Source organism: Microbacterium sp. NPDC064942 (assembly GCF_049545525.1).
Classification (GTDB): domain Bacteria; phylum Actinomycetota; class Actinomycetes; order Actinomycetales; family Microbacteriaceae; genus Microbacterium; species Microbacterium gawkjiense.
The window spans coordinates 265,747-279,060 of the sequence record NZ_JBMWDR010000001.1; the positions used below are offsets into that span (position 1 = coordinate 265,747).

Sequence of the window (13,314 nt, forward strand, 5' to 3'; positions counted from 1 at the left end):
CCCGGTGGCGGGGACGCGGCTACGGTGGACGGCATGAGCGATCCCCACCGCGTGCACCTGGCCCGCGCGAGCCGGCCGGCCTACGACGCCCTCGAGGCGTTCGCCAAGACCGTCGGCGACCTCGCCGCCGAGGCGGGGATCGACGCCCGCCTGCGGGAGATCGCCCTCATCCATTCCTCGCAGCTGAACGGATGCGCCTACTGCGTGCGCGTGCACGCCGACCGCGCCGCCAAGGCGGGGCTCACGATGGACGTCGTCGCGCAGATCGCCGTCTGGCGCGAATCGGGCGTCTTCACCGAGCGGGAGCGCGCGGCGCTCGAGCTCACGGAAGCCTACGTCTTCATCCACGAGGAGGGCGTCCCCGACGAGGTCTACGACCGGGTCGGCGGCATCCTCTCCGAGGAGGAGTACGTCGCGCTCAGCTGGCTGCTCGTCTCGATCAACGCCTTCAACCGCATCGCGATCGCGGGACGCTACCCCGTGCCCGAGCGCCCGGCGCCGCCGACACCGTGACGGTCCACGACGTCCCCGGCGTCTTCAACGTCCGCGACGTCGGCGGGCTGCCCGCGGACGGCGGCCGCACGAGGGACGGCGTCCTGTTCCGGTCGGGGCACCTGGCGCGGCTGACCTCGGAGGGCCGCGAGCGGCTCGCGGCGTTCGGCGTCCGTCGCATCGTCGACCTCCGCGACGAGCAGGAGCGGCGCGACGAACCGTCCCGCATCGACGGCCTCGGCGTCGAGACCGTGTGCCTGCCGATGTTCGCCGGGTCGGCCGCCTCGTTCTTCGACGACGACCTCTCGCTCGACGACCTGTACCGGGCGCTCGTCGACGGTTCCGCGTCCCGGCTGGTCGAGGTGGTGCGCGCCGTGCTGGCGGCGCAGCCGGTGCTCGTCCACTGCACGGTCGGCAAGGACCGCACCGGGCTGTCGGTCGCCCTCGTCCTCGCCGCCGCGGGGGTCGACGAGGACGCCGTCGTCGCCGACTACGCGCGCACCGAGCACCTGCTGCCGGTGGCCCGCAACGACGCCGTCCTGCGCTTCCTCCGCGCCCGCTACCCGCACGCGCGACACCTCGAGGACCTCGCGACGCGCTCGCCGGCAGAGGCGATGCGCGCCGTCTTCGAGGACCTGCGGCTGCGCTACGGCGGTCCGGTCGACTACCTGCGGGCGTACGGACTGCGCGACGACGAGATCGCCGAGCTCCGCCGCATCCTCATCGCGTGACGCCCCTCTGCGGCGCGGCACGTAGCGGCCGTCCTCCAGCCCCGCCTCGATCTCGAACCGGTTGGTGAGGGGGTCGCGGCCGGCGAACAGGTACAGCAGCGGCATGAGCATGCCGTAGCGCCGCCACTGCTCCCGGTGCACCGCCTCGTGGGCGAGCAGCCGGTCGTCGATGGGGCCCGTGCCCGTGAGGAAGCAGCCGCCGACGCAGACGCCGCCGCGTCCGAACGTCGCCTCGGGCATGCCGCGGAACACCCAGAGTCCGCTGCGGCGTTCGACCCGCCCCGTCGACCAGAGCGATCCCCACACGAATCCGAAGGCGGTGCCGGCCAGGTATCCGAGGCGGCTGAGGGGGGACTCGAGCAGGATGCCGGGGATCCACCGGTCCCACCGTCGCCCGCGGTCGAGGGCACGCTCCGCGCGCTGCTCCCATCCGGGCGGAGGGAGCGGACTCACGCGAGGGCGCCCAGCAGGCGGAGGATCGTGCCGAGGTCCTCGACCGCGGCGTCCCGGCTCGCCGGGGCGAAACCCGCGACGGAGGCGCCGACCAGCGGCATCCGCTCTCGCAGTCGTCCGATCGCGGCGACGACCTGGGCGGGCTGGGCGCCGAACGGCACCGGTTCGAGCACGCCCGTGATCGTGGCCGGGTCGAGGACGTCGAGGTCGACGTGGACGTACACCGCGTCGGCGCCGGTCGCGGCGACGGCGTCCGCGAGGGCCGCGGGGTCGGCGAGGGCGTCGGCGGTGAGCATCGTGACCGGCGAGGAGTCGAGCACGTCGGCCTCGCCGTCGTCCAGCGCGCGCGCCCCGACGAGGACGGTGCGCGAGGCGGCGGCGGGAGGCGCGTTCGTGAACGGGCCCGGCGCGATCGCGGCGCGCAGGGCCATGCCGGCGAGGGCGCCCGAGGGCGAGGACGCGGGGGTGTGCAGGTCGCCGTGCGCGTCGAACCAGACGACGGCGAGGGAAGGATGCCGCGCGGCCGCGGCCGCGATCCCGGGCACCGCGACGGCGCAGTCGCCGCCCACGACGACGGCGGGCTCGTCGGCGCCGTCGAGCGCTTCGGCGATCGCATCGCGCACGCGGGTGAGGGTGCTGAACCGACGGATGCCGGTGCCGAGCGCCTCACCTGCTTCGGCGGGGACCTCGATCCGCGTGAGCGCGGACCGGGGGAGGTCGTCGGCGATCGCCTCGGCGCCGTCGATGAGGCGCATCGCGCGGGCGGACGGCGAGCCCTGCCACTGCGGGGCGACGACGAAACGGGTCATGGACACCTCCGGGGAGCAGGACGGCGCCGGACCCGAGGGCCCGGCGCCGTCCGTGCGGATGGGTTTACTGCTCGATCGCGCCGGCGTTGCCGCCGGTCTTGAGCGCGGCCAGGCGCGCCTCGACCTCGGTCAGCTCGCCGATGTCCTCGAGCTGGTTGAACTGCGCGTCGATCGACGACGCCGCGATCTCGGCCTTGCCGGCGGCGAGGGCCTCCTGGCGACGGACCTTGTCCTCGAAGCGGCCGAGCTCGCTCGTCGGGTCGAGCACGTCGATCGACTTGACGGCGTCGTGCACCTTGTTCTGCGCCTCGGCGGTCTTGGCGCGCGCCAGCAGCTCGGAGCGCTTCGAGCGCAGCTGGTCGAGCTTCTGCTTCATGCCGTTGAGGCCGTCCTTGAGCTTCTCGACGACCTCGGTCTGCGCGGCGATCGAGGGGGCGATGGCGCGGGCCTCGTTCTCCTCGCTGATCTGGCGCTGCAGGGCGATCTTGGCGAGGTTGTCGAACTTGTCGGCATCCGTCGTGTTCCCGGCGGCGCGCAGCTCGTCGGCCTTGCGGCTGGCGGCGATGGCCTTGTTGCCCCACTCGGCGGCGGCCTTGACGTCCTCATCGTGGTCGCGCTCGAGCAGACGCAGGTTGCCGATGGTCTCGGCGATGGCCGTCTCGGCGTCGGCGATGTTGTTCGTGTAGTCGCGGACGAGCTGGTCGAGCATCTTCTGCGGGTCCTCGGCGGAGTCGAGGAGGGCGTTGATGTTCGCCTTCACCAGAGTCGAGATGCGGCCGAAGATGGACTGCTTTGCCATCGTGTTTCCTTTCCTAGCGGGAGGTCGTGAGGTCGAGGTCGGTGGGGAGGTCGTGGCCCTGCGGCGTCGGAAGATCAGAAGCGACCGCCTCCTCTGCGGGATCGGGAGCCGCCGCTGGAGCGTCCGATGGATCCGCCGCTGCGCCGGGAGGAGCCGCCGCCGAACCCGCCGAACCCGCCGGAGGAGCGACGGGACCCGCCGCCGCTGAGGAGGGATCCCATGATGATGCCGCCCAGCATGCCGCCGAAGTCGCCTCCGCCGCCAGCGTTTCCGCCGCCGGCGAACGACCCCACGTCGCTCTGCGCGCGCCGTGTCGCCTCCTCCGCCAGGCTCGCGGCGCGCTGCGCCAGGGCGAGCGCCCGTTCCGGGTCGCCGTCCTGCGCCTGCGTGGCCTGCACCAGCGTGGCTCCGGCCTCGGCGAGCCGGGTGCGCGCGGTCGCTCCCACGGCGCCGCGACGGGCGGTGATGAAGTCCTCCGCGGCGGAGATCTGCGCCCTCGCCTGCAGCAGGGTCTGCGAGAGCACGCTGCGAGCGCGGTCGGCGCGCTGCTGCGCCTCGCGGACCTGGCCGAGCGCGCCGTCGATCGCGGTGTTCGCGCGCTCGAGCAGGGTGAGGGCCGCGAGCGGGTCGCGGTGAGCGCCCGTGAGATCCTCGCGCGCCGCGTCGAGGTTCTGCCGGGTGGCGGCGATGACGGGGGCGAGGCGGGCGTCGGGATCGGGTGTCGCCGCCGCGGCCGCGAGATCCGCTTCGAGCTCGGTGACGAGGGCGGCGCCGTCGCGTTCCGCGGCCTCGACGTCGGCGGCGAGCTTCGTGATCGCGTCCTGCAGCTGGGCCGCCTGCGCGACGGCCTGCTCGGCCGCACGGATGCCGACGGCCGCCGCAGCGCCGTCGCCCGCCGCGACCTCGCGCTGCGCCTCGGCGAGCCGTGCGTCGGCGAAGGTCAGCCGATCGCGCGCCTGCTCGGGGTTGTCGGCGACGGCGCTCAGCGCCTCCGCGCGGTAGGCGGCGCGGAGCTGCGTCAGGCGGGCGTCCGATTCCGCGGCCCGCGCGCCGACCTCGGCGCGGCGCTGCTGCACGCGGGCGAGCGCCTCGGGGGCGTTCGCGGAGAGGTCCCGCAGGGCTTCGAACGCGCCCGCCTTCTCGGCCAGGGCCGCTTCGGCGGCGCGCGAGCGCTCGAGGATCTCCTCGTACCAGGCGCGGCGCTGCTCGGGGGAGTCGGGCGTCTCGTCATCCATCTTCTGCTGCAGGGCGAACGCCTGCTGCAGCGAGGCGCGCGCCGCGGCGATCGCCTGCTCGAACTCGCCCGTCGCGGCATCCCCGAACTCCGCCTTCGCGAAGCCGAGCTCCTGCGTGCTCGTCGAGATGGCGTCGTCGGTGCGGACCAGGGCGGCGGCGGCCTGTCGCTCGAGCTCCTCCAGCGGGACCTGGGCCTTGCCGGATGCCGCACCCGCCCCGCGGCGTCGACGCCGCACGAGCGCCCACACGACGAGGGCCGCCAGCGCAGCCACGACGATCACCAAGACCCAGCCGAGTCCGCCGCCACCGCCCCCGGACCGGGCCTCCTGGAGCCCGTCGGCCGCGGCGGTGCCGGCGCCCGCCCAGTCGCGGTCGCTCAGGGCGGGGAGCACGCGTTCCTGCTCGATGCGTGCGACGGCGTCCGGGGAGATCGGGCCGCTCGAGTCGGCGGAGAGGTAGTACGCGCGCCCCTCGGTCGCGACCGCGAGGAGGTACTGGTTCGGACCGAGGTTGTTGCGTTCGGCGGTCGCGTCCGCCCAGTCCTCGGCGCTCGACGGATCGGTGAAGTTGTCGACGTAGACGACCCACAGGCCGAGGCCGGTGTCGTCCTGCAGCTGCGCGAGACGGGCGTCGAGGCGGGCTTCCTGCGCGTCCGTGAGGACGTCGGATGCGTCGAGCACACGGGTCTCGTCGAGGGTGACCGGCTCGGTCGCGGCGGCCGGTGCGGCGACGGCGGCGCCGAAGAGGACCGCGAGCGACACCGCCACGACGGGCGTCAGGCGGGATCGCATCGTCCAGACCTCCGGGAGTCGCTCGAGTGCGGTCGGAACCGCCTGTCGCGAGTCTATGCCGCGACCCGTATGCCTCGGTACCGGCATCCGACCGGAGCGCCTGTGCGTTCGCTCTGTGTTCCTCCTCTAGGCTTCCCGGTTCGGAGGTGCCGATGGACGACCGGTATGGAAGCGACGTGCTCGCCGCGGGATGGCGCGACAAGGGGCGGCCCACGGTGGCGACGGTCCCCGCCGAGCGGGGTCTCGTCGTCGAGGTCGCGCTGGACGACTTCGTGGGTGCCGTGACCGGCGTGACGGCGGGCCACGTCGAGCTCGAGGACCGGCACGGCCGTGTGCGGCTGTTCCCGATCGGCGGCGGGTTCCTCGTCGACGGTCGGCCCGTTCACCTCGTCCCGCCCCGCGCCGCAGCCCCCGGGGGACGGACCCGCACGGCATCCGGGTCCTTCGCAGACCCGCAGGCGCGGGCGCGCGTCGCCCGGGCCTCGCGCATCCTCGTCGAGGGTCGCCACGACGCCGAACTCGTCGAGAAGGTCTGGGGCGACGACCTCCGCATCGAGGGGGTCGTGGTCGAGTACCTGCAGGGAGTCGACCTGCTGGAGGATCTGCTCCGTGCCGAGCCGCCGAGTGCGGAGCGTCGCTACGGCGTGCTCGTCGACCACCTCGTCCCGGGGTCGAAGGAGACGCGCATCGCCGAGCAGATCCTGCGGGGTCCGCACGGACCGTTCCTGAAGATCGTCGGACATCCCCACATCGACGTCTGGCAGTGCGTGCTGCCGCGCGCGGTCGGCATCGCCGCCTGGCCGGAGGTGCCGCGGGGGATCGAGTGGAAGAAGGGCGTCAGCCGCGCCCTCGGCTGGCCGGCCGAGGACCAGACCGACATCGCCCACAACTGGCAGCGCATCCTCGGGTCCGTCACGACCTACCGCGACCTCGACCCCGCCCTCCTCGGCCGCGTCGAGGAACTCATCGACTTCGTGACCGCATGAGCGGGCGACGCAAGGGCCGGCCCGCGGGGGCGCGGGACACCGCGGGATACCCTGGTCGCATGCCCGACCCCGATGCGCCCGAGGCCGCGCCGCGCTTCCGTGACAAGCCGGTGTCGTTCGTGCGCCGCAGCGGCCGCATGAGCGATGCACAGGAGCGCGCGTGGGACGAGCTCTCGGGCACGTACCTGCTCGAGGTCGAGCGGGATGCCGCGGCCACCAGCATCCGCCCCGGTTCCACGATCGACCCCGCCGCCGAGTTCGGCCGCGCGGCCCGGCTCGTCGTCGAGATCGGCTCCGGGCAGGGGCACGCGATCGTGCACGCCGCGGCGGCCGACCCCGCCACCGACTTCATCGCCGTCGAGGTGTTCCGCGCCGGGCTCGCCCGCACGATGCTCGACGCCGACCGTGAGGGCGTGCGGAACCTGCGGCTCGTCGAGGCGAACGCGCCCGAAGTCCTCGAGCACCTGCTGCCCGAGGCATCCGTCGACGAGGTGTGGATCTTCTTCCCCGACCCGTGGCACAAGACCAAGCACAACAAGCGCCGGCTCATCGCCGACGGATTCCCCGCGCTCGCCGCCCGCGCGCTGCGGGACGGCGGGGTGCTGCGGCTCGCGACCGACTGGGAGGACTACGCGCTGCAGATGCGCGAGGTCCTCGCCGGCGCCGACGAGTTCGAGGCGACCTTCGACGGGGAGTGGGCGGCGCGGTTCGAGGGGCGCATCATGACCGCGTTCGAGCGCAAGGGCATCGCCAAGGGGCGCGACATCCGCGACCTGACGTACCGCCGCCGGCCGCGGACGCCGTGATGGTGCGCGCCCACGCAGGAGCACGTCCGCTCGTCGGTGTGCGCCTCGTGCCGGCGCTGCTCGTCTGCCTGGCGGCGCCGGCGTTCTTCGTGCTGCTGACGCCCTGGCTCGGGTGGATTCTGCTCGCCGCGGGGCTCGGAACCGCTGCGCTGCTCGATCGCGGGGGTGGTGGTGGTGAGGTCGTCTCGGTGGGGTCGACCCTCGAGTCGTCCACGCAGGTGGGCGTCGCCCGGACCCCGTCGCTCACGCGCGACCTCTCGCTCATCGCGATCGGGATGCTGATCGTCAGCGTCATCCCGTTGAAGGCCGAGCTCGACGACGCGGCGATGGTGCGCTTCACCCTGGCGCTGGGCGGCGCGGTCCTCGTGCCCTACCTCGTGTCGCGGTTCGTCTACCGGGACCATGCGATCCGGTTCCCCTGGCGCGGCGGGGGGCGGTGGACGCTCTGGCAGTGGGCCTGGCTGATCGCGGTGCTCGTGCTCGGCTGGCTGATCCTGCCGTTCTACTTCATCACGTCGGGCGTCTACGAGAACTGGCCCGTCGTGGACACCCCCGACCTCATCGCGCGCCTGTTCGTCGGTGTCGGCGCGGTCGGCATCTGGGACGAGCTGTTCTTCATCTGCACGTGCTTCGCCCTGCTGCGCCGTCACTTCGCGGATGCGGCGGCGAACGTGCTGCAGGCGATCGTGTTCGTCTCATTCCTGTGGGAGCTGGGATACCGCGCATGGGGTCCCGTGCTGACGATCCCGTTCGCGCTGCTGCAGGCCGTCATCTTCCTGCGGACGAAGTCGCTCGCCTACGTCGTGACGGTGCACCTGCTGTTCGATGCGGTGGTGTTCGGTGTGCTCGTCCACGCCCACAACCCGGGACTGCTCGACGCGGTCTTCCTCGTTCCGGCGCCCTGACCCGGGCCGTCAGGCGGGAGAAGCGGATGCCGTCGCGCGCGCCGACGTCGCGTGCGCGACACCCCAGACGACCAGGGCCATCGCCGCGACGGCGCTCGCCGCCATCAGCACGGCGCCGCCGGGGGCGTGATCGCCGCCGCCGATCATGAACGTGTCGGCGAGCGACATCCCGGGCCCGAACGAGGCCATGACGTACGCGGGCGCGCCGCCGACGATGATCGCGAGGTAGGAGGCGGCCACGGCGCGGGTCGAGGCGTGACGGACGATGAGGGCCGGGACCAGGACGAGGAGCGCGAGGCCGACACCGACCGCGGCGAACACCCAGGGGACGGGGGTGAACACGGTCTCGCCGCGGGCTGCCGCCGTCTCGCGGATCTCGTCGAGGGTGAGTCCGGGTGCGGCTGCCAACGGGTTCCAGACGGCGATCTGGAGGACGAACACGGCGGCGTACGCCGTGACGGCCACGGTCCCGAGGATCGCGAGGAGGGTGCGGAACGATCGCGGCGTCATGGCCCGAGCCTGGCACGGGTCGGGCGGCGGCGGTACCTCGGGTCGCGCATCCGATCGAGGGTGTCAAGCCCTGCAATCGCGTCGCGCCCCGGTGCGAGCCTGGCGGAAAGACGAAGGAGGGCCTCATGGCCGATGAGAAGGATCCGCACGCGACACTGATCGACCTGCTGCCGAAGTTCCGCTTCGCGATGGTCACCACGATGAACGAGGAGGGTGCCCACACGGCGCGGCCGTTGACGGTGCAGGATCGCGAGTTCGACGGCGACCTGTGGTTCATCGTCGGTCGTGACTCGTCCGTCGTCGCGCATGTCGCCGCCCGTCCTCAGGTCGGCGTCGCGCTGAGCACGAACGACGCGTGGGTGTCGATCGCGGGCAACGCCGAGGTGGTCGACGACCTCGCGCGATTGCGTGAGTACTGGTCGCCCGCGGTCGAGGCGTGGTTCCCCGACGGCCCCGAGGACCCGAACGTCACGATGCTGAAGATCGATGCGGTGTCGGGGGAGTACTGGAGCAGCCCGGGAGGGGTCGTCGCCTCGGTGGTCAGCCTCGTCAAGTCGAAGATCACGGGTGAGCCGTACGAGGGGCGCAACGCGACCGTCGACCTCTGAGCGTGCCCGGCGCATCGGGTCTGTCAAGGCCCTGAGCGGGACGAGGGCGGCTGCGTAGCGTCGCCGACACGTGACCGACAACGACCGGAAGGACTGCGATGAGCGACACGAACGGCTCGGACGAGCACAACACGCAGGGTGTCCCCGACGAGAGCGCTGACGCCGACACCGCGTCCGGCGGATCGCCCGACGAGAACCCGCCCGTCACGACGGACGAGGACGGAACCCCCATCGAGAACCCGTCGGGCGGCTGAGTCCGCCCGACGCAAGGCCTGCCGTCGCACGTGGATGTCCGTCTTCGTGCGACGGCAGTTCCGTGTGCGGGCATCGCTGAGCCGATGCGGATGCCGCGCCCCGCCACGCCTGGTGTCAGAACAGGGCGAGCAGGGACGCACCGAAGGTCACCAGGAGGGCGACGGGGACCACGAGCAGACCGATCGCCGCGATGCCGATGGCGACGATCGTGCCGAGCACCGACAGCACGGCCGCAGAGGCCGCGCCACCCGCGCGGGCGACGGAATGCGAGCGTGTGGAGAGGGTCGCGGTAGCCATACTCCGACGCTACGAACCGGCGCTCGCCGGCGCGTCCTTCGCAAGGGTGGCCGGGGTCATCCTCGGGGATGATGTCGGCCGTTAGAACGGTGGTGGTCCGGGTGGGTCGGTGGCGAAGGTGGGGATGCGGCGCTCGGGCCTCACGAGGTAGACCCGGCCGGCGGGTGAGGTCCATTCGAGTGCGCCGCCGGGTTTGGCTCTGACCTGCCAGTCGGAGTGGTGTTTGAGGGTGTGATGCCCGCGGCACAGCGGGGCGAGGTTGTCGGCGGCGGTGGTCCCGCCGTGGTGCCAGTCGATGGTGTGGTCGAGGTCGCACCCGTCGGCGGGGATCCCGCAGCCCGGTGCCATGCACCGGGCGGCCCGCCAGGTGACCAGCCGTCGCAGGTCGGCCGGGGGCCGGTACTGCTCGCGTCCGACGGAGAGGACGACTCCCGTCTCGGGATGGGTGAGCACCCGCATCCACCCGGATGCTGCTCCGCAGAGCTCGCGGGCGCTGTCGAGGGGGATCGGGCCGACGCCGTCGACCTGTGCGGCAGGGCCGTCGCCGGTGAGGAGGGTGAGGGCGGGGACGGTGACCGCGACGGTCGGCCGGATGCCGCGCGCGGTATCGGGCAACGCGTCGGTTTCGCCGTCGAGGAGGAGGTCTCCGAACACGTCGGCGCGTTTCTGATCCAGGGTGCGCTCGTCGTCGGCGGAGTGGAGGGTTTTCGCGATCGCGGTGAGCCGTCCGGCGATCGCGTGCGCTTCCACCGCCGGGAGGTGCGCGCTCAGCCACGCCATCCCATCCACCCCCGCATCCACCCGCACGTACCGGTGCGCGACCGCGGCGGCGTGCTGCTCAGCGAGGGTCGCTTCCTGCTCGCGGTCGACGATGCGTTTCATCGCCCGCCGGAACGGACCCGTCGGCAACTCCTCCGCGAGCGACAGAACCTCCGCAACCAGCCCCGCCGTCACGTCGTCGAGCTGATCCAAACCGTCGACGATGATCGTCGCGTGGGTGTCGGTGATGTCCGCACGGCTCATCGCCTCCCACACCTGCGGGTACCGACGCATCAGCGCGTGCCCGACACCCATCAACCGTCCCGCGGCGTGCTCGGTGATCCGCAACGCGGCTGCGACCTCGAGCCGCACCGCCCGTTCCACGAACGCGACCGGTTCCTCCCGACGGCGCGCGTCGGCGATCGCGTCATCCCACAACTCGACGATGCACGCGTACCGTTGCGCGGCATGCACGGTGGCCATATCCGCGCACATCACCACCCAGTCCAGGGTCGTCGGAATCCCTTCCGGGACCTCATCGCGACGATCGGCTGAACTGGACATAGCCCCAGACTAGAGGGGGGTTCCGACATCACTTCCGGCACGGTGTCACCCCCCCCGGCGTGGAAGGATCGGGGCATGCAGACGCCTCTGGGGATCGATGGGTTGGCCAACGCAAGAGACCTCGGTGGGCTCGAACGGATCGACGGTTCCCGCACGCCGGCCGGGGTCTTCATCCGGGCTGAGACGCTCGACCGTGTGACCGACGCCGGGTGGGATCGCCTCCGAGCGCATGGCTTGGGAACTATCGTCGACCTCCGCCGCCCGAGTGAACGAACGGCGTCCGTCCCCCGCGACATCGCCGTCCGGCACGTCGATCTCGACGGGAACGAACGGCACTTCTGCGAATCTCGGGGTGATGAACGGTGTTGAGTCGGGCCTCGAGAGAGTGGCCTCTGGCCGGCTCGATCGAGAAGGAAGGCGCGGGCTCGCTGCCCTGCGAGTGCGACCGTCCGTCGCGGTCGATGGATGCTCAGGGGACGACGCCTCGGCTTCTCCATCGGCTCTCGCGGACGAATGCGACGAGCGTTACGTCGGAGTCGGAAGGTCAGATCTAGGGGGCGTCCAAACGCCCCCGGGCCGGTCCCACCCCGGCCCCGGATGGCGAGGCCGGAAGAAGAGCGCGGCGGCGGTCACACGGCGGTCGGAATCACACGGTGGCGCCCGCGTGAACGCCACCCAATCTCGACTACGGCGCCGGCCTCGTCGACACCGCGAATGAGTAGATCGTCGCGGGCTCATCCGATGCCTGGATCGGTCCCGAACGGATCGGAACGGCATACCCGTCGCCCAGCCTCGACGGTGTGATCGTTCCCCCCGAGGGCTTGTCCGCTCGGTGACTCGCGGGTGAACACGAGGTGGCGATCACGGGACGGTCCGCGACCCGCCGATGTGCGGGAATGGACCCGGTCCTCAGGGAGGACCGGGTCCATCAAGCGCGGGAGCGCTGGTCCGTGTCGGGCGTCAGTCGCTGTCCAAGAGCTCGCGAATCTCTTTCACGGCGTCCCGCATGATGAGTTCGGTTGCGCCGTGACGCTTCAAGGATTCTCGAACCTCGGCGGACACATCGAGCTTTGAGCTGTAACCGCGTCGGAACGGGTACCCACGCACGTGCGCATCCGCGTCCTTGTCGTCGGGCACCAGCAGGTTGTAGCCCGCGAACCGAGGCCCTCGCTTCGGGACTCCATCGAGCGGAAGAACCTGATAGCCAGCAGTCGTCACGTCACCGACAGCGTCAACGAAACGGTCGGACACGAAACAGAACATCATGCCACCGTTCCAGAGCAAGTCGCCGAGCGCTCCGCCCTTATTGAGGGCCATCCAAACCGGCGGCAGGGATGACAGATCCACACCTTGATTCAGCGTCTCCTCGAGGTTGCGGCCGTCCGGGAGGACGTTGCAGGTCTCCTCGGTCCATCCTCGCCACCCCAGATCCGCCCACGCGTACTTCGAGCTGGACCTACCAACGAGTACGGTTCGCCCCTCGTAGCCGATGGCTTCCAACTCCTTCCTCCGTGACGTCAGCATCGCGGCGGATACTGCCTCAGCACAGCCGTACGTTTGTTGAGAATCGAAGCCTTGCTTGCAGTGTCGTTGCGATCGATCCATGTCTCCCAGGACTTGTTCACTGCGTGGGCCTTGCTCCTGTGGTCAGAGCGCTCCCACCAGATCAGGTATTTCGGGTGGTGAATAGCGTCACCACCCTTAAACCCACGCCGTACGAAGTACGGCTCAAACTTCACTGGCAGCGTGTGGTGCACGTCACACGATGACGGGTTGCGAGAAGTCCAGACAATGAAATTGTGACGCTTATTGCTGTCTCAATTACGCCCCCTGAAATTCGGTGAATGAAGCGCGCTCGTCCTTACCGAACCCCGAACGATTCGCTTCGGACCAGCAGATTGCGGTCGCTGGGTGAAGCATAGAACGCGTTCTCAAACCCGGCGGACACCGGGCGTCGCTGAGGAAGCCGCGGGAGCGCTGGTTCGTGTCGGGCGTCAGTCGCTGTCCAAGAGCTCGCGAATCTCTTTCACGGCGTCCCGCATGATGAGTTCGGTTGCGCCGTGACGCTTCAAGGATTCTCGAACCTCGGCGGACACATCGAGCTTTGAGCTGTAACCGCGTCGGAACGGGTACCCACGCACGTGCGCATCCGCGTCCTTGTCGTCGGGCACCAGCAGGTTGTAGCCCGCGAACCGAGGCCCTCGCTTCGGGACTCCATCGAGCGGAAGAACCTGATAGCCAGCAGTCGTCACGTCACCGACAGCGTCAACGAAACGGTCGGACATCACTCTCCAATCGTCGAGTGTTCACTTT

General features: G+C 71.1%; 16 protein-coding genes and 1 pseudogene. 8 read left to right on the top strand and 9 right to left on the bottom strand.

Annotation, left to right across the window (positions count from 1 at the left end; translation table 11 throughout):
• The first annotated feature begins 33 nt into the window (after positions 1 to 33).
• Together ACPEH2_RS01220 and ACPEH2_RS01225 are read left to right on the top strand one after the other, a co-directional pair.
• Complete coding sequence (locus tag ACPEH2_RS01220; RefSeq protein WP_359918028.1) at positions 34 to 513, top strand: carboxymuconolactone decarboxylase family protein; 480 nt, start codon at positions 34 to 36, stop codon at positions 511 to 513.
• Positions 510 to 1,223, top strand: coding sequence for a tyrosine-protein phosphatase (locus ACPEH2_RS01225; RefSeq protein WP_359918026.1), 714 nt, complete (start codon positions 510 to 512; stop codon positions 1,221 to 1,223). Before ACPEH2_RS01220 ends, ACPEH2_RS01225 begins: the two co-directional genes overlap by 4 nt.
• Positions 1,224 to 1,235: 12 nt before the next feature.
• Here ACPEH2_RS01225 and ACPEH2_RS01230 read toward each other — a convergent pair.
• The 4 genes and pseudogenes from ACPEH2_RS01230 to ACPEH2_RS01245 all read right to left on the bottom strand — a co-directional run.
• Positions 1,236 to 1,676, bottom strand: a pseudogene (locus ACPEH2_RS01230) (Fe-S oxidoreductase); the annotation flags it as partial.
• The gene (locus tag ACPEH2_RS01235; protein WP_359918024.1) at positions 1,673 to 2,485 is read right to left on the bottom strand and encodes an arginase family protein; all 813 of its coding nucleotides are present in this window, start codon (positions 2,483 to 2,485) and stop codon (positions 1,673 to 1,675) included. The gene ACPEH2_RS01235 and the pseudogene ACPEH2_RS01230, both read right to left, overlap by 4 nt.
• Before the next feature lie 64 nt (positions 2,486 to 2,549).
• Positions 2,550 to 3,284 (bottom strand): PspA/IM30 family protein, encoded by a 735-nt coding sequence (locus tag ACPEH2_RS01240; protein ID WP_217531150.1) that lies wholly within the window; start codon positions 3,282 to 3,284, stop codon positions 2,550 to 2,552.
• A gap of 74 nt (positions 3,285 to 3,358) precedes the next feature.
• Positions 3,359 to 5,311, bottom strand: a complete 1,953-nt coding sequence (locus ACPEH2_RS01245) for a TPM domain-containing protein (protein WP_423718046.1) — start codon at positions 5,309 to 5,311, stop codon at positions 3,359 to 3,361.
• Positions 5,312 to 5,463: 152 nt separating this feature from the next.
• On the opposite strand from ACPEH2_RS01245, the gene ACPEH2_RS01250 reads away from it, so the two are divergent.
• From ACPEH2_RS01250 to ACPEH2_RS01260, 3 genes are read left to right on the top strand one after another with little or no spacing between them, the layout of a single operon-like run.
• Positions 5,464 to 6,297: a DUF3097 family protein gene (locus ACPEH2_RS01250; RefSeq protein WP_359918020.1), complete on the top strand. Its 834-nt coding sequence runs from the start codon at positions 5,464 to 5,466 to the stop codon at positions 6,295 to 6,297.
• Between the two features lie 59 nt (positions 6,298 to 6,356).
• The gene (gene trmB, locus ACPEH2_RS01255; protein ID WP_359918018.1) at positions 6,357 to 7,103 is read left to right on the top strand and encodes a tRNA (guanosine(46)-N7)-methyltransferase TrmB; all 747 of its coding nucleotides are present in this window, start codon (positions 6,357 to 6,359) and stop codon (positions 7,101 to 7,103) included.
• Positions 7,103 to 8,008, top strand: coding sequence for a CPBP family intramembrane glutamic endopeptidase (locus ACPEH2_RS01260; protein WP_359918016.1), 906 nt, complete (start codon positions 7,103 to 7,105; stop codon positions 8,006 to 8,008). The genes trmB and ACPEH2_RS01260 overlap by 1 nt, the downstream gene beginning before the upstream one ends.
• Before the next feature lie 9 nt (positions 8,009 to 8,017).
• Here the strand turns inward: ACPEH2_RS01260 and ACPEH2_RS01265 are convergent, their stop codons facing one another.
• A complete protein-coding gene (locus tag ACPEH2_RS01265; protein WP_359918014.1) occupies positions 8,018 to 8,518 on the bottom strand; it encodes a hypothetical protein in 501 nt (166 codons plus the stop codon).
• A 125-nt stretch (positions 8,519 to 8,643) separates the two neighbouring features.
• On the opposite strand from ACPEH2_RS01265, the gene ACPEH2_RS01270 reads away from it, so the two are divergent.
• Both ACPEH2_RS01270 and ACPEH2_RS01275 read left to right on the top strand, forming a co-directional pair.
• Positions 8,644 to 9,126, top strand: coding sequence for a pyridoxamine 5'-phosphate oxidase family protein (locus ACPEH2_RS01270; RefSeq protein ID WP_311284251.1), 483 nt, complete (start codon positions 8,644 to 8,646; stop codon positions 9,124 to 9,126).
• Between the two features lie 98 nt (positions 9,127 to 9,224).
• On the top strand, positions 9,225 to 9,380 hold the full coding sequence (locus ACPEH2_RS01275; protein WP_311284250.1) for a hypothetical protein: 156 nt from the start codon (positions 9,225 to 9,227) through the stop codon (positions 9,378 to 9,380).
• Positions 9,381 to 9,495: 115 nt separating this feature from the next.
• Here the strand turns inward: ACPEH2_RS01275 and ACPEH2_RS01280 are convergent, their stop codons facing one another.
• Together ACPEH2_RS01280 and ACPEH2_RS01285 are read right to left on the bottom strand one after the other, a co-directional pair.
• A complete protein-coding gene (locus ACPEH2_RS01280; protein WP_311284249.1) occupies positions 9,496 to 9,678 on the bottom strand; it encodes a hypothetical protein in 183 nt (60 codons plus the stop codon).
• 81 nt (positions 9,679 to 9,759) lie between these two features.
• Complete coding sequence (locus ACPEH2_RS01285; protein ID WP_423718047.1) at positions 9,760 to 10,920, bottom strand: DUF222 domain-containing protein; 1,161 nt, start codon at positions 10,918 to 10,920, stop codon at positions 9,760 to 9,762.
• Positions 10,921 to 11,076: 156 nt separating this feature from the next.
• Here ACPEH2_RS01285 and ACPEH2_RS01290 point away from each other — a divergent pair, with 156 nt between their 5' ends.
• Complete coding sequence (locus ACPEH2_RS01290) at positions 11,077 to 11,370, top strand: tyrosine-protein phosphatase (protein WP_423718048.1); 294 nt, start codon at positions 11,077 to 11,079, stop codon at positions 11,368 to 11,370.
• A 591-nt stretch (positions 11,371 to 11,961) separates the two neighbouring features.
• On the opposite strand, the gene ACPEH2_RS01295 is transcribed toward ACPEH2_RS01290, so the two are convergent.
• Both ACPEH2_RS01295 and ACPEH2_RS01300 read right to left on the bottom strand, forming a co-directional pair.
• Positions 11,962 to 12,525: a hypothetical protein gene (locus ACPEH2_RS01295; protein ID WP_423718049.1), complete on the bottom strand. Its 564-nt coding sequence runs from the start codon at positions 12,523 to 12,525 to the stop codon at positions 11,962 to 11,964.
• A gap of 470 nt (positions 12,526 to 12,995) precedes the next feature.
• Positions 12,996 to 13,286, bottom strand: a complete 291-nt coding sequence (locus ACPEH2_RS01300; RefSeq protein ID WP_423718050.1) for a hypothetical protein — start codon at positions 13,284 to 13,286, stop codon at positions 12,996 to 12,998.
• Between the last annotated feature and the right edge of the window lie 28 nt (positions 13,287 to 13,314).

What these genes read in the sequence shown, in the direction of transcription:
- ACPEH2_RS01290 (WP_423718048.1), top strand. Translation starts at nt 11,077, where the DNA reads ATGCAGACGCCTCTGGGGATCGATGGGTTGGCCAACGCAAGAGACCTC.
- ACPEH2_RS01285 (WP_423718047.1), bottom strand. Translation starts at nt 10,920, where the DNA reads ATGGCCACCGTGCATGCCGCGCAACGGTACGCGTGCATCGTCGAGTTG.
- ACPEH2_RS01275 (WP_311284250.1), top strand. Translation starts at nt 9,225, where the DNA reads ATGAGCGACACGAACGGCTCGGACGAGCACAACACGCAGGGTGTCCCC.
- ACPEH2_RS01300 (WP_423718050.1), bottom strand. Translation starts at nt 13,286, where the DNA reads ATGTCCGACCGTTTCGTTGACGCTGTCGGTGACGTGACGACTGCTGGC.
- trmB (WP_359918018.1), top strand. Translation starts at nt 6,357, where the DNA reads ATGCCCGACCCCGATGCGCCCGAGGCCGCGCCGCGCTTCCGTGACAAG.
- ACPEH2_RS01260 (WP_359918016.1), top strand. Translation starts at nt 7,103, where the DNA reads ATGGTGCGCGCCCACGCAGGAGCACGTCCGCTCGTCGGTGTGCGCCTC.
- ACPEH2_RS01250 (WP_359918020.1), top strand. Translation starts at nt 5,464, where the DNA reads ATGGACGACCGGTATGGAAGCGACGTGCTCGCCGCGGGATGGCGCGAC.
- ACPEH2_RS01220 (WP_359918028.1), top strand. Translation starts at nt 34, where the DNA reads ATGAGCGATCCCCACCGCGTGCACCTGGCCCGCGCGAGCCGGCCGGCC.
- ACPEH2_RS01295 (WP_423718049.1), bottom strand. Translation starts at nt 12,525, where the DNA reads ATGCTGACGTCACGGAGGAAGGAGTTGGAAGCCATCGGCTACGAGGGG.
- ACPEH2_RS01235 (WP_359918024.1), bottom strand. Translation starts at nt 2,485, where the DNA reads ATGACCCGTTTCGTCGTCGCCCCGCAGTGGCAGGGCTCGCCGTCCGCC.
- ACPEH2_RS01280 (WP_311284249.1), bottom strand. Translation starts at nt 9,678, where the DNA reads ATGGCTACCGCGACCCTCTCCACACGCTCGCATTCCGTCGCCCGCGCG.
- ACPEH2_RS01240 (WP_217531150.1), bottom strand. Translation starts at nt 3,284, where the DNA reads ATGGCAAAGCAGTCCATCTTCGGCCGCATCTCGACTCTGGTGAAGGCG.
- ACPEH2_RS01265 (WP_359918014.1), bottom strand. Translation starts at nt 8,518, where the DNA reads ATGACGCCGCGATCGTTCCGCACCCTCCTCGCGATCCTCGGGACCGTG.
- ACPEH2_RS01245 (WP_423718046.1), bottom strand. Translation starts at nt 5,311, where the DNA reads ATGCGATCCCGCCTGACGCCCGTCGTGGCGGTGTCGCTCGCGGTCCTC.
- ACPEH2_RS01270 (WP_311284251.1), top strand. Translation starts at nt 8,644, where the DNA reads ATGGCCGATGAGAAGGATCCGCACGCGACACTGATCGACCTGCTGCCG.